Source organism: Polaribacter sp. WD7 (assembly GCF_003335085.1).
Lineage (GTDB): Bacteria > Bacteroidota > Bacteroidia > Flavobacteriales > Flavobacteriaceae > Polaribacter.
Genome location: NZ_QPEJ01000017.1, coordinates 110,916 through 125,723 on the forward strand (window position 1 = coordinate 110,916; position 14,808 = coordinate 125,723).

The 14,808-nt window shown below is 30.3% G+C and carries 14 protein-coding genes; 3 read left to right on the top strand and 11 right to left on the bottom strand.

The annotated features are described in order from the left end of the window. The first annotated feature begins 1 nt into the window (after position 1). On the top strand, positions 2–2,230 hold the full coding sequence (locus DUT90_RS06825; protein ID WP_114426426.1) for a TonB-dependent receptor: 2,229 nt from the start codon (positions 2–4) through the stop codon (positions 2,228–2,230). 964 nt (positions 2,231–3,194) lie between these two features. Here DUT90_RS06825 and DUT90_RS06835 read toward each other — a convergent pair. The 8 genes from DUT90_RS06835 to DUT90_RS06870 form a co-directional block, all read right to left on the bottom strand. After that, positions 3,195–3,983, bottom strand: coding sequence for an anti-sigma factor domain-containing protein (locus tag DUT90_RS06835; protein WP_114426428.1), 789 nt, complete (start codon positions 3,981–3,983; stop codon positions 3,195–3,197). A gap of 1 nt (position 3,984) precedes the next feature. Beyond that, a complete protein-coding gene (locus DUT90_RS06840) occupies positions 3,985–4,515 on the bottom strand; it encodes an RNA polymerase sigma factor (protein ID WP_114426429.1) in 531 nt (176 codons plus the stop codon). A 140-nt stretch (positions 4,516–4,655) separates the two neighbouring features. Then, positions 4,656–4,946 (bottom strand): hypothetical protein, encoded by a 291-nt coding sequence (locus DUT90_RS06845; RefSeq protein ID WP_114426430.1) that lies wholly within the window; start codon positions 4,944–4,946, stop codon positions 4,656–4,658. A gap of 30 nt (positions 4,947–4,976) precedes the next feature. After that, a complete protein-coding gene (locus DUT90_RS06850) occupies positions 4,977–6,062 on the bottom strand; it encodes a PolC-type DNA polymerase III (RefSeq protein ID WP_114426856.1) in 1,086 nt (361 codons plus the stop codon). Positions 6,063–6,087: 25 nt separating this feature from the next. Next, entirely contained in the window at positions 6,088–6,744 is a 657-nt protein-coding gene (locus DUT90_RS06855; RefSeq protein ID WP_114426431.1) for a YggS family pyridoxal phosphate-dependent enzyme, read from the bottom strand. 16 nt (positions 6,745–6,760) lie between these two features. Next, complete coding sequence (locus DUT90_RS06860; RefSeq protein ID WP_114426432.1) at positions 6,761–7,711, bottom strand: D-2-hydroxyacid dehydrogenase; 951 nt, start codon at positions 7,709–7,711, stop codon at positions 6,761–6,763. 73 nt (positions 7,712–7,784) lie between these two features. Further along, on the bottom strand, positions 7,785–8,855 hold the full coding sequence (gene serC / locus DUT90_RS06865) for a 3-phosphoserine/phosphohydroxythreonine transaminase (RefSeq protein WP_114426433.1): 1,071 nt from the start codon (positions 8,853–8,855) through the stop codon (positions 7,785–7,787). Positions 8,856–8,947: 92 nt separating this feature from the next. After that, entirely contained in the window at positions 8,948–10,009 is a 1,062-nt protein-coding gene (locus tag DUT90_RS06870; RefSeq protein WP_114426434.1) for an acyl-CoA reductase, read from the bottom strand. Between the two features lie 69 nt (positions 10,010–10,078). Here DUT90_RS06870 and DUT90_RS06875 point away from each other — a divergent pair, with 69 nt between their 5' ends. Both DUT90_RS06875 and ychF read left to right on the top strand, forming a co-directional pair. Continuing rightward, positions 10,079–10,429 carry a 4Fe-4S dicluster domain-containing protein gene (locus DUT90_RS06875; protein WP_114426435.1) on the top strand — a complete coding sequence of 117 codons (351 nt, stop codon included), beginning with the start codon at positions 10,079–10,081 and terminating at the stop codon, positions 10,427–10,429. A gap of 131 nt (positions 10,430–10,560) precedes the next feature. Continuing rightward, complete coding sequence (gene ychF / locus DUT90_RS06880) at positions 10,561–11,652, top strand: redox-regulated ATPase YchF (RefSeq protein ID WP_114426436.1); 1,092 nt, start codon at positions 10,561–10,563, stop codon at positions 11,650–11,652. A 246-nt stretch (positions 11,653–11,898) separates the two neighbouring features. Here ychF and DUT90_RS06885 read toward each other — a convergent pair whose 3' ends face one another. The 3 genes from DUT90_RS06885 to DUT90_RS06895 all read right to left on the bottom strand — a co-directional run bounded on the left by DUT90_RS06885 (position 11,899) and on the right by DUT90_RS06895 (position 14,806). Beyond that, a complete protein-coding gene (locus DUT90_RS06885; protein WP_114426437.1) occupies positions 11,899–12,720 on the bottom strand; it encodes a phosphatase PAP2 family protein in 822 nt (273 codons plus the stop codon). 86 nt (positions 12,721–12,806) lie between these two features. Next, the gene (locus DUT90_RS06890) at positions 12,807–13,922 is read right to left on the bottom strand and encodes an SDR family oxidoreductase (RefSeq protein WP_114426438.1); all 1,116 of its coding nucleotides are present in this window, start codon (positions 13,920–13,922) and stop codon (positions 12,807–12,809) included. Positions 13,923–14,020: 98 nt separating this feature from the next. After that, a complete protein-coding gene (locus tag DUT90_RS06895) occupies positions 14,021–14,806 on the bottom strand; it encodes a hypothetical protein (protein WP_114426439.1) in 786 nt (261 codons plus the stop codon). Between the last annotated feature and the right edge of the window lie 2 nt (positions 14,807–14,808).

A 14,808-nucleotide genomic window follows, 5' to 3' on the forward strand; every position in this document is an offset into this window, starting at 1 on the left:
TATGAGGTATTTAACAATATTGTTATTCTTTTTTTGTGGTTTTTATTTGTTTGGACAACAGTTAACAGGAAAAATTTTGGACCCTCTATATCAGGGCTTAGAAAATGCTTATATTATTAATTTATCTAATAATAAGCATACACATACCAATGAAGTAGGCGTTTTCTATTTAGAAGGTGTAGCTGTAAATGATAGCCTACAAGTAAGTATTTTAGGTTATGAAAAGAAAGTGATTATAGCTACTAAAAATCATATAAATACAGGAATTACAATAGTTTTAAAAACAAAAGTATTTGAACTTAAAGAGTTGGTTTTACGTAAAGAATTAGATGCAATGCAAACCATAACAAAAATAGATGTAAGTGTTAACCCTGTAAACAATTCGCAAGAAATTTTAAGAAAAGTACCTGGTTTATTTATAGGGCAACATGCAGGTGGCGGTAAAGCAGAACAAATTTTTTTAAGAGGTTTTGATATAGATCATGGAACAGATATAACGCTTTCAGTAGATGGTATGCCAATAAATATGGTTTCTCATGCACATGGTCAAGGATATTCTGATTTGCATTTTATAATACCAGAAACAATTTCAAAAATAGATTTTGGTAAAGGGCCTTACTATGCTAATCAAGGAGATTTTAATACGGCAGGCTACGTAAACTTTTCAACAAAAAAAGCAATTCAAGAAAATTTAATTTCTGTAGGATATGGAGATTTTAACTCTCTAAGAACTTTAGGTATGTTTAACTTATTAGATGCTACGAAAGATAAAAATGCTTATATAGCTGTTGAATATATTGAAACTGATGGAGCATTTGAATCACCACAAAATTTTAATAGAATTAATATTTTTGGTAAATACAGTGCTTTTTTAAAAGGATCTGATAGAATTTCTTTAACAACTTCATATTTTAAAAGTAGATGGGATGCTTCTGGACAAATACCAGAAAGAGCAGTACAAAGCGGTTTGATTTCTAGGTTTGGTGCCATAGATGATACAGAAGGTGGTTTTACTTCTAGAACTAATGTAAACCTTCAATTTGATAAAACTATTTCTGAAAGCTCTAGGTTAAATGCCAATGCATTTTATAGTAATTATAATTTTGAGCTTTTTTCTAATTTTACATTTTTTTTAGAAGACCCATTAAACGGAGATCAAATAAGACAATTTGAAACAAGAGATATTTTTGGAGCAAATGTTCAAATTACAGACACAAAAAAATATGGAAATATTGAGGCTAAATATACCAAAGGGGCTGGTTTACGTTTTGATATTGTAAATGATGTAGAGTTAGCTCGTACAAAAAATAGAAGAGAAACCTTAGAACAGATTCAATTAGGAGATATAAATCAAACTAACGCATATGCATTTTTTAACTCAGAATTTGAAATTGGAAAATTCAAAATAGCACCAGCACTTCGTTTTGATTATTTTAATTTTTTATATAATGATGCTTTGAGCGATAATTTTGAAACCTTATCTAAGACTAAAGCAATAGTAAACCCTAAATTAAATTTTTTGTATACTCAACATGATAATTTACAGTGGTTTTTAAAATCAGGAATTGGTTTTCATTCTAATGATGCTAGAGTAGTTTTACAACAAAATGCAGACAAGGTGTTACCAAGAGCTTATGGTGTAGATTTTGGTAATATATATAAGCCAAACAAAAACATTGTGTTAAATACAGCATTATGGTATTTGTTTTCAGAAGAAGAGTTTGTGTATGTAGGAGATGCAGGTATTGTAGAGCCTTCTGGAAAATCTAGAAGATTTGGATTAGATTTTGGTATACGATACCAAATTCTAGATTGGTTGTTTTTAGATACAGATGCGACATATACAGATGCTAAAAGTTTAGAAAATATTAAGGGTGAAGACTTTATACCTCTAGCTCCAGAAGTTACTGTAGCAGGTGGTATAGCAATTACAAATTTGGGTAAATTTTCAGGAGGTTTACGTTACCGATATTTAGGGGACAGAGCAGCTAATGAAGACAATACTATAGTAGCAGAAGGGTATTTTGTGACAGATTTAAACCTAAATTATCAGGTGAATCAACAACTTTCATTGGGGGTTGCAATAGAAAATTTATTTGATGTAGAGTGGAATGAAACACAATTTGCTACAGAAAGTAGGTTGCAAAATGAAGTAACATCTGTAGAAGAGATTCACTTTACTCCAGGAACACCTTTTTTTGCAAAAGCAACTTTAAGTTATCGTTTTTAAAAATAAACACAAGAAATAATAATAAGGTTTTAACCATGTTTTGGTTAGTTTTAGTTGGATGAGATTCCTGTTACAGCAATGTAACAGGTTTCTTTTTTTAATATATTTTTTAGAAGAAAATTAAGTACTCTAAAAAATAGTAAATCTAAAAATAAAAGAGAGTGTTTGATAATCTAAAAGCCAAAATCCTTCAACGTCTAAAATTTCTTACTAGATTGATATCTAAAATCAAAAGCCAAATTATCTACATTTATTAACTGTTGTACTTTACAAGTACCACTAGATTTAAATACAATATAAGGGGTATTGCCAGCAAAATCAAAAACTAAGGAAGTGTTAACAAACACGTGAGTTCGATATAACTTTTCTATGACACAAGTACTATTTATTTGAAAATTAGACACTTGTCATTTCGAACATTACTGAAATTTAAATATATTTAAATTAAAAGTAGCTTACGAAGTAAAAGTGTAGTTGAGAAATCTCATATCTATAGTAAGATTTCTCCATTTCAATCGAAATGATATTCGTTTTAAACAATAAAAATAGTAATTACTTGATAAACAATGTTTTTATAAAGAACTCAGTTAACAAACAGTTTTGCTCTATCATTCAAAAATAAATGATGACGTATAATAATTGATTCTATTGATGTATAGTCAATCTTGGTACTTTGATTGTCTGTTCTTTGTTTCTTTTTAAAATATTCATAAGTAGGTTTACTTATTGCAAACCATTTATTTTTATAAAATCCAAAGATAAATTCGGATTCTACACCAAATCTAAATGTTAATTGATTATCTAAATCGATAGTCAAAGATTCAGTAAGAGTATTTTGTGTAGAAAGATTAGAATAATTTGATCCAAACTTTTTATTAAGTAAAACCTCTTATTTGGTTTCTTGAGTTATAGACTTAATAATTTGCATACATTATACAAAAGTTAATTTAAAAATATAGTAAAACTAAGGAGCAGCGTTAATTGCACCAAGCGCATAAAGTTGTTCTAGAGTAGGAGATGCACTACCACCTTCTGGTTCTAGCGTTATACCAAAGGCCTCAGAATCATTAGGGTTATCTATGGCAAAGATTTTATTGGTATCTGCAGTAAAAGTATCAATAGTTCCTAAGCTTGTGGGGGTTAAAGGAGCTAATTTTAAAGACCAAACTTGATATACCTTGCCTTTAGGTGGCTCAGGTAAACCTTTGGCATCTAAATAAATAGAATTTGTTTTTTTGTCCCAATACACTTTTGCGTATGAGTTTGGAGATGCTACTTGTCCTGCTAGAGGTATAGAAATAATATCTTTATCTCTAAAAACTTCTATTAATTTTTCGGCTTCAGCTAGATTGTTAGAGGCTTTGTCTATTTGTTTTTCTAATTGCTGTTTCTCTGCAGCAATTTGAGTTTTTAGTGTGTTGTTTTGGTTAACAGTATATATTAAAACACTACCTAAAAGTACAGCAGCTGCCCAACCTGTAAATTGAGACCAGTTTATTTTTGATTTTGAGATAGGAATAATTTTAGGCGCATTACCATTTAATTTTTTCTGTAATCTAGAAAAAGAATAAGGAGTATCTTTTTTAGCAGCATCAGACAAAAATAAAATTGCTCTTTCAATAGAAATAACTTCTTGTAAGACTTCTGGGTGTTCTTTTATAACAGCGTATACTTCTTCATTCTCTTTTTCAGAGAGTGTGCCTGCTACATACAGTTCTAAAATTCCAGATGCTATGTATTCTTTTATATCCATTTTATACTCCAAGCATAGTACGTAAATCGCCTATACAACTTCTGTTTCTTGTTTTAATAGTTCCTAAAGGAATGTCTAATTCTTCTGCCGCTTCTTTTTGGGTAAATCCTCTAAAATATAATAATTCAATCATAGATTTACATTTCTCCGTTAATTTAGACACTATATCTTTCAACCCAATTGCGTTGGTAGAGTCGTCTAAACTTTTATGCGTCTCTAATATATCTACGAAAAAATCTGAATTAAGGTTTTGTTTGGACTGTTTATTTGTTTTTGATCTTGTGTAATCTATAGCCGCGTTTCTAGCTATATTAAGCAACCATGTAAAAAAACGTCCTTTTTTTGAAGAATATGAGGCTGCATTATTCCAAGCTTTTATAAAAACATCTTGAGTAATTTCTTGAGTTACGTTACTATCTTTTACTATATTATATATAATTCCAGAAATACTGTTACTATACATATTGTATAGTTTTTCATAGGCTTTAACGTCCTTTTTCTGAAATTGTAAAATTAAAAGCTCTAAATCCATAAATGTATCTAGAGCTAAAGTATCAAATTTAAATGACAAACAATATGAATATTATATTTTCTTTATAAAAATGAAATCACCTCCTTCATCTCCAGCTTCATGAATAACTATTCTCTGTGGTGTATTGTTACTGTTGTTCATTACTGGTTCTTCAATTCTGTCAAATAATTTACTATATCTGCTAAGTCAAATGCAGATTTATCAAAAATTTTAATCCTGTAGTAGTAGTCTATTTTAGGAATCTCCTTATTATTTTCATCTGGATATCTGTTAACTTGCTCATATAAAATAACAGCTGCAGCAGAAGAATCTTTAGCATAAAAATTCATTTTTAATTCCTCTAAAGTTGTTTTACCTAATGTAGTAGATTTGTTTTTCTGTGCTAAAAATAAATTAGGCAGCAGTAAAATTAAAAGCAAACATTTTTTCATTTGGTAAAAGGTTTTTCTACAATTTTATTCTTAAGACTCTAGTCTAACTATTTTTTGAACTTTATTTCTATTAAGATAATTTTTAATGATAGATTTAGATAAATCTTTATGTTCTATTGGAGTAAGAACAGCTTTAAGAATGTCTAGCTTGTCTTCTTGATATCCTAAATTTGTATAGCCATAGCCAAAAACTTCATTCTGTTCTACTAAAATTACAGCATTTTCTTCAACTTCTCTACCTTTATCAATAATCAAAAAATCATCATTATTAAAATTAGAATAATTTAGTTTTTTCTTTTTTCTGAAATTGAATTTTGGTGATAAAGATTCGAGTTCTAAGTAATACTTTAAAGTCATAAACAATTCGTTTCCACTTTTATCATAGGTAATACTATGTGCTCTGTCTTGAATTTTTATAGCACGTTTGGTAGATTTTAAAAACAACCTATTTATTTCTGATTTTATATTTTTTCCTCTACCCAAAAAAATTACTTTCCCCTCAGTATCATGAATATAAAATAAACCTTGTTCTGGCGGAATTTCATCAATAAGTGTTCTTAATTTTTGTTTTTGCTGCCTTCTATCAAAATATTTTATAGAGTTTTGAATAATTGTTTTTTGAAGATCCTTTTCTAACAATAGTTTAAACAATTGAACTGTTGCTAAAGCATCTCCAGAAGCTCTGTGTCTGTCTGTAATTGGTATTCCCAATGAGCGTGTAAGTTTTCCTAAACTATAAGAAGGTTGGTCTAATATTAATTTTTGACTTAATTCTACTGTACAGACAGTATTTCTATTAAAATCGTACCCCAATCTGTCAAACTCGGTACTTAAAATTCTATAATCAAAAGCGGTGTTGTGCGCAACCAAAACACAATCTGAAGTAATTTCTATAATTCGTTTGGCAATTTCATAGAATTTAGGAGCATTTTTAAGCATTTTATTATTGATGCCCGTAAGTTTTACCACAAACTCCTGAATGGGTTTTTCTGGATTGACTAAACTTATAAACTGATCTATTATTTTATGCCCGTCAAATTTATAAATAGCAATTTCTGTAATGCCTTCTTCATTAAATTTTCCTCCAGTAGTTTCGATGTCTAATATTGCGTACAAATTCTTTTTCTTTCGGGGAAAATTACTAATTATAATTTCTACTACCAAATATAGAACTTCCAACACGAACCATAGTGCTTCCTTTTTTAATAGCCAAAGGATAATCACCACTCATTCCCATAGATAAAATTTCTAATGCTGGATTTTTTGCACTCTGTTTATCAAAAAAGTGTTTTAAAGATGCAAATTCTTTTTCAAGTTGTGAATTGTTGTCTGTAAAGGTAGCCATACCCATAAAACCTACAACTTTTATATTTTTTAAAGAAGCAAATTCTTCTGAAACAAGAATTGCTTCAATATCTTCAAAAGACAATCCAAATTTAGTGTCTTCTTCAGCTATTTTAGCTTGTAACAAACAGTTGATAATTCTATCGTGTTTTTTGGCTTGTTTGTTAATTTCCTTAAGCGTTTTAAATTTATCTACTCCATGAATTAAATCTACAAAATGTGCCATATACTTTACTTTGTTACTTTGTAAGTGTCCTATCATATGCCACTTGATGTCTTTAGGTAATATATCATATTTATCAACCATTTCTTGGATTTTGTTTTCACCAAAAATTCGTTGACCTGCATCATAGGCTTCTTGTAAATCTGCTATAGGTTTTGTTTTAGAGACAGCAACTAAGGTAACATGGTCTGGAATAGCGTCTTTTATTTTCTGTAAATTTTCTGTAATCATTCTTTTAAATTTAGCCTTACCTTAATAATTCTAAGATTTGTTTTGCCAACTCTAACCCAATTCGTTCTTGTGCTTCTATGGTTGCAGCACCAATATGAGGGCTTAAAGACAAATCTGGATTCATTAACAACTGAATTTCTGGATTGGGCTCATTTTCAAAAACATCTAAAGCTGCAAACTGAACTTTTCCGCTTTCTATACCAGCAATTAAATCAACCTCATTTAAAACACCACCTCTAGCAGTATTAATAATGCCAACACCATCTTTCATTTTTTCTATTTCTGATGCAGTAATGATATAGTCTTCTTGCGCAGGAGTATGAAGGGTAATAAAATCTGCTTCTTTTAGCAATTGGTCTAAAGGTACAGTATCTATATTAAATGTTATTTTTTGACCATTAAAAAAATCTAGTGTAATGCTTTCAAAATCAATCTGCTCATCTGTAGCTAACACATGCATACCCAGGCCAATGGCTATTTTAGCCACTTCTTGGCCAATCTTTCCAAAACCTATAATACCAATAGTTTTTCCTTTTAACTCTATTCCTTGGGCATAGGCTTTTTTTAAATCTTTAAAGCGAGAATCTCCTTCTAGAGGCATTTCTCTGTTTGATGAATGCAAAAAACGAACCATACCTAAAAGATGAGCAAATACCAACTCTGCAACAGCACTAGAAGAGGCTGCTGGTGTGTTTATAACGTGTAAACCGTTATCTATGGCGTAATCTACATCAATATTGTCCATACCAACGCCACCACGACCTATAAGCTTTAAACTTGGGCAAGCTTCTATCAATTCTTGTCTTACTTGAGTGGCGCTTCTTACTAAAATTGCATCAATTGAATGTTCATTGATATAATTTTCTAGCTGATTTTGAGCAACTTTTACGGTAATTACTTTAAATCCTCCTTTTTCTAAAGCCTCTATTCCGCTTTTGGAAATTCCGTCATTTGCTAATATTTTCATTCTATATTTTTAAAGTTTAAAAGTGTAATGGTTGTAAAACTGTTAAAAAATAGCAGTTACAACATTTATACTTTTACTTAGTTATCTTATTTTCAAATTGTTGCATCACATCAACCAAAGCTTGTACACTATATAATGGCAATGCATTGTACATACTTGCTCTATAACCGCCCACGCTTCTGTGTCCGTTTAAACCATTTATGTTGGCTTCTTTCCACATTGTGTCAAACATTTCTTTATGAGATTCGTCTACCAAAGCAAAGGTTGCATTCATTGTACTTCTATCTTCTTTAGCTACAATTCCTTTAAATAAAGGATTCCTATCAATTTCATCATATAAAAATGCTGCTTTTTTAAGATTAACTTTTTCAATGAAAGAAATTCCTCCTAAATCTTTTAACCATTGTAATGTTAGCATAGAAACATAAATAGCAAATACAGAAGGTGTATTAAACATACTATCTTTGTCAATATGAACTTGATAATTTAACATAGAAGGTATATGTCTTTCTACTTTTCCTAAAATACCATCTTTGATAATAACCAAAGTAGCCCCTGCAGGTCCCATGTTTTTTTGAGCCCCAGCGTAAATTAAATCAAATTTTTCAAAATCTAATTGACGAGAAAAAATATCTGAACTCATATCACACACCAAAGGAACCTTGGTATCAGGAATTTCTTTTATTTGTGACCCCGCAACAGTATTGTTACTCGTAAAATGGAAATAATCTGCATCATCAGGAATGATATATCCCTTTGGAATATATGAATACCCCTTGTCTTTAGAAGAAGCTACTTCCACCATTTCTCCAAATGCTTTTGCTTCTTTAATTGCTTTATCAGACCAAGTCCCTGTATTTAGGTAAGCTGCCTTTTTATTGAGTAAATTGTATGCAACCATTAAAAACTCTAAACTAGCCCCACCTTGTAAAAATAATGCTGTATACCCCTTATTTTCTAAGCCTAACAATTCTAAAGCCAATGAACGTGCTTTTTCTATAACCGATACAAAAGGCTTACTTCTATGAGATATTTCAATTAAAGATAAATCATCATTGTTAAAGTTAATGATGGCTTCAGAAGCTTTTTTTAAGACTTCTTCAGGTAAAATACAAGGACCTGCACTAAAATTATGTTTTTTCATTTTATTTTTGATTTTCAAAGTTTCAAAGTTTCAAAGTTTTAAAGTTTCAGATTTTTACCATGAACTAAAAACTACCAACTTAAAAACCAAATTTATATGTTTGATAAAAATTCTAAGGTATTTACACCATCTGCATAGTCTGTCAATTTAGGACATTGGGTTTGACCGAATGCAACCTCATTTTCTATAAAGTCCTTAGAAACAATACATTGAATTTTATCTCTATCTTGATGTAATTTTATTTTTAAATCTATTTCGTTGTCATAATATTCATAGAAAACAGTGGCAATAGGAGAGGAGTAACTTTCGTCTTCTTTAATCATTAAAAAACCATTTTCTAACAAATCAAACTCGCTCATTAAATATACCGCTTTATTGTAATCATAATTATTGGCATATTTTGTATTGTTGATAATATCTTTCTTTGTGTACATTCCATTAAAAAAAAGATCAAATTGATAATCTTTGGGAACATACAATTTAGAAACACTTCTGCATCCTAGTCCAAAATACTGAAAAATATCATCAGAAAGTTTTATAAAATCCTGTTCAGTTTCCTTACCTGTAATTACCGCTACAGAATTTCTGCTTTTTCTAATGATGTTGGGTTTGTTTTTAAAATAATACTCAAAATAACGAGCAGTATTATCGCTACCTGTAGCTATAACAGCATCAAAATCGGATAATTTTTCTTCTGTAAAAGTTATTTTTCCTTTCAAATCTTGTTCAATATACTCTAAATACTTTGCCATAAAAGGCAATAAGTGTTTGTCGTTAGATGATTGTTTTACTATTACAGAATGCCCTGATAATAGGACAGATAAGAAATCATGAAAGCCAACTAAAGGAATATTCCCTGCCATAATAATGGCTACTTTTTTTGATGTGTTATTGGCTAAAGAGATACTTTTAGCATACTCCTCTAAGCTTTTGATAGATAATTTATTACTCCATTCTTCTAAACTAGATAAAATGTTATTTTTTGTAAACCAGGTGTTGTTTTCTTGTGCCAATTTTAGTTGATGCAAAAAACCATCAAAAAATAAGTCATTATACGCAATACCTTCTATTTTTTTTAAATTATTGACAGAAAACTGACCTAAAAAAGTACCTAATTTTACAAAAGCGTTAATTCTACTCTGAATACCATTCATTTATTTTGGATGTAAATAATTTTGGGGTTATTTTTGCAACTGCAAATGTACAAAAACAGAAAATAAATTATGGCTATTATAATAACAGATGAATGTATAAATTGTGGGGCATGTGAACCAGAATGTCCAAACACTGCAATTTACGAAGGTGCAGACGATTGGAAATACGCTGATGGTACAGATTTAAGCGGAGATGTAGTTTTGCCTAATGGAAAAGCTGTAAATGCTGATGAAGACCAAGAGCCAATTTCTGATGAAGTGTATTACATAGCTCCAGATAAGTGTACAGAATGTATGGGATTTCATGAAGAGCCTCAATGTGCGGCTGTATGTCCTGTAGATTGTTGTGTGCCTGATGAGGATATTGTAGAAACCGAAGAAGAGTTGCTAGCAAAACAACGTTTTATGCATAACGAATAATTGTAAAATATCAAATACATAAATCCCAAACGTTATTGTTTGGGATTTTTTATATAGTGCAACTATCTTAAAAAAATAAGGTATTATTAAAGCAAATATCTTCTATATTTGCACTCGCAAAATTTAATAAAATGAAAGCAGGAATAGTAGGATTACCGAACGTAGGAAAATCAACTTTATTTAATTGTTTATCTAATGCTAAAGCGCAAAGTGCAAACTTTCCTTTTTGTACAATAGAACCAAATTTAGGTGTTGTAAATGTACCTGACACAAGATTAGAAAAGTTAGAAGAATTAGTAGTGCCTGAAAAAGTAATTCCTGCTACAGTAGAAATTGTAGATATTGCTGGTTTAGTAAAAGGAGCAAGTAAAGGAGAAGGGTTAGGAAATCAATTTTTAGCAAATATTAGAGAAACAGATGCCATTTTGCATGTGTTGCGTTGTTTTGATAATGATAATATTATCCATGTTGACAGCTCTATAGATCCAGTTAGAGATAAAGAAACGATTGATATAGAATTGCAGTTAAAAGATTTAGAGACTGTTCAAAAAAGATTAGAACGCGTTAAAAGAACTGCGAAAACAGGAAACAAAGAGGCACAAGCTGAATTGGCAGTATTATTAAATGTAGAGTCTACTTTGTTAGAAGGTAAATCAGTACGTTCTTTAAGTTTTTCAGAAAAAGAAGTAGAATTTGTTACTCCATTACAGTTCATTACTTCAAAACCGGTATTGTATGTATGTAATGTAGATGAGTCTTCAGCAGTATCTGGTAATGCTTATGTAGATAAAGTAAAACAAGCTGTTGCTGACGAAAATGCAGAGGTAATTGTATTGGCTGTTGGTACAGAAGCAGATATTACTGAGTTAGAAGATTACGAAGAGCGTCAACTTTTTTTAGAAGATATAGGTTTAGAAGAAGCTGGTGTTTCTCGTTTAATTCGTTCTGCATATAAATTATTAAATCTTCAAACCTATTTTACTGCTGGTGTAAAAGAAGTTAGAGCGTGGACTATTCCTATTGGCTCAACTGCACCCCAAGCAGCAGGTGTAATTCATACCGATTTTGAAAAAGGCTTTATTAGAGCTGAAACTATTTCTTATGAAGATTATGTTACTTATGGTTCTGAAGCGAAAGTTAAAGAAGCAGGAAAAATGCGAGTAGAAGGTAAGGAGTACATTGTAAAAGATGGAGATGTGATGCATTTTAGATTTAATGTATAAGTTTTATTTTCCTTTTTGAGTGTTACAAAATAGAAAAGAAAGGAATTTATATATACTCTATGCGAACAGTATTAGTTATACAACTTATAATTGCAAAAATTACTGGTCAAGTAGTTTATACAGATTTGATTACAAATCAAATTTTTAAAATTTATCCTGTAATAAATCAATATGATTTTACAGTATATTTATGCTAAATATACAGGAGATATAAAAGATTTAAAAAACTTTCTTTTCAAGATTTATCTAAAATTGATAGCGTAAGCTAATTGCTTGATAATTTTCACCATAAAAATTTTGATCCATGGTAGGTATTAAAGAAAATTCAGAGCTTTTCTTTTTGTGTAATTCTGGTACCCAGTAACCCACTACTGCACCCATTGCATATCCAATTAATACATCTGTCAAAAAATGCTGACCTGCTTCCATTCTTAAATAACCTACAGCTGCTGGTAACGCTGCAGCACCCGCCCAAACATAAGGTACTATTGGTGAATCTGGATGAAAATCTTGAAAGACCTTTGCTCCAAAAAAAGTAGCCGTTGCTGTTGCTGCAACATGGCCAGAATAAAAAGATCGTGTAGCAGTTACTTTCTGCTTACTTTGTAGTGATTTTTCGGTAGTGTTGTATACGTATGGTCTTGCTCTTCTTGTTAAACCTGCAGTTATGGTAAATAAGGCTGAGGTTGTTGCCAAACTTTCAAAATATAAACCAAATAATTGAAAAGAATGATCGTTAGCTTTATCATCTAGAAGTAAGGCAAATGGAGCGGCAAAAGACAAGGCAAATGGAATATCACTTGCATCACTAGCGTTTTTAGAATAGTTTCCGGCAACCCATCTGTCTAAAAAATTAATATTGTCTCTATTGGCTATTTTTTGATTTATTTCCTCAATACTAAAAGGTTCTTTGTTAGCAATTATAGAGACCCCTAAAGCGTTTCCAGCAATAGCTGTACCTGTCCAAATACCATCCTTTTTCCATTTCCATTCGTATGGAGATTCACTTTGAGCGTTTAAAAATTGACTCGTTAATACAATAAATAATAGTGTCTTTAAATACTTCATGATTTCTTTTTTTACAAAGAAAAGGTGATTGAAGCGTCTAGTTTATCTCAAATAAATGAGATTTTAACTCAAAAAATGAAATAGAATTAATAACTCTTTTTAAACTTTTTTTGAACAGAAAAATCAATTAAATTCATGAAATTTTCATGAACTCCTAGCGTAATGTCTAATTGTAGTTTATCTATTAACTTTAAGATTTGCTCAGATTTAAATTGTAAATCAGGAATAGAAACGTATTTTTCAAAAAGATTTCCAATACTCTTGTAGTAGAGTTGTTCAAAAGCATTTAAATTTTCTGGTTTTTGAGTAACATATTCATAAGTGTTTATATTAAAAGATTCTAATACGTCACCAACGTAGCTCTCATGTAAAATTTGTTTTGGGTTCACAATATTTAGCTCTGAAATACTTGGAGTTAACAGGGCATGAAGAATTGCTTTAGAAACAAAATCTACAGGAACGATATTTAAGCCACTTTTTTTATCAACCCAAATTCTAAAAGTATCTTTTGCTTTCTTTGCGTATTTGTCTAAAAATATAGCCCATGAGTAAAAGACATCAAATTTAGGTGTCTCGTAAAAAGGAGCATCTAATAAACGACCACAAATTATACTGGGTCTTAAAATTTGTGCTTGTATGTTCATACTAGCACAAGTTTCTTTTACAAAACGTTCACTTTCATATTTTGATTTTTCATATGGATTTCTAAAATCAGTAACGTCATAATTTGCAATAGTATCAGATACTTTTTCATCTTGAATGCCAAAAGAATAGGCTGTACTTATATATAAAAAACGATTTACGTTTAAAGGTAATACACGTAAAAGTTTAGCGGTTGCTATAAAGTTTTGCGAATGTACTTTTTGTTTAGAATCTTTGGTGCTTAGCAAATTGGTAGACCCAGCACAATGAATTACGGTGTCAAAGTTATAATCTTCAAGAACTTCTTTTGTTATGGTAGATAAATCGGCTGCAATTACAGTAATTTTAGCCAAACATTCTTTAATAGTAAAGTTATTTAAAAAATCTGGGCGAGAAGTAGCATTTAAAATAGTAAGCAAACGCTGTTCTGCGTTTTTTTCATTATCTCTAATAATTACATAGAGATGATTAACAGTCTTTTCTATCAATGCTTTTTGAATCCATTCAAAAATAATATGACTCCCAACTATTCCTGTACCTCCCGTTAGTAAACAATTCATAAACTGTAATCTCAAATTGATATTTGGAATGGTGAAATTACTCTAATAAACTAAAAAACCCCACATATTTGTGAGGTTTTTATAGTATGTAAGTAAAATTATTTTTTGATATAGTCTTTAGGAATAGAAAACGTATCTCTAAAATTATCAACAAACTTGATATTGGTAATTTTTCCTGCTCCAATTTTATTGGTTAATCCATCTGTCAAATTCCATTCATAAAAACCCCATTCACTAGAAAATGGTACACCATCTACTGTTTGGTAAGAATCATATTTTATAGCATGAGGGTCTGCTTCTGCAGCTTCTTTTGTTTTTCCAGCAGTAACAATGTATGCAACATGGTTTAAAACATTTGTTTTTACATCTGTATATGAAATATACCAATCATCAGGAGCATCACCAGTGTTTGCTTCAAAACTTAATTTTGCAGTAGTATATGTACTTGAAGTTTCACTTGTCTTAAAATTGTAATCCCATTTTGTTCCATTATCGTTTAATTTATATGGAAAAAGGAAAAAATAAGTCCAAGTATAGGCATGAAAACGAACTCCAGGATTATCTTTTAAACTAGGAGAAACAAAAATATCTTGTTGATTTACATAAATTTCATCTCCGTTTTGGTATGTTATTTTAGCTAAATCTGAAGAAGTAGTTATGGTTATGTTCGCATTAAAAACTTCTGATCCGCCAAACGAAATTGCTGCATCAAAACTGATTGCCTCGTGTTTTAGAAAACTTTCTTTTTGATGAGCTGTTTCTATTTTTTGAGCTAACGTCTTTTCAATAACCTTTTCTTCTTTTACTTTGGGTGTTGCTTTTTTTTGCTGACATCCTAAGAGTATTAAAAATGTTGCAAAAATTAAAGTAGTTAGATTTTTCATTT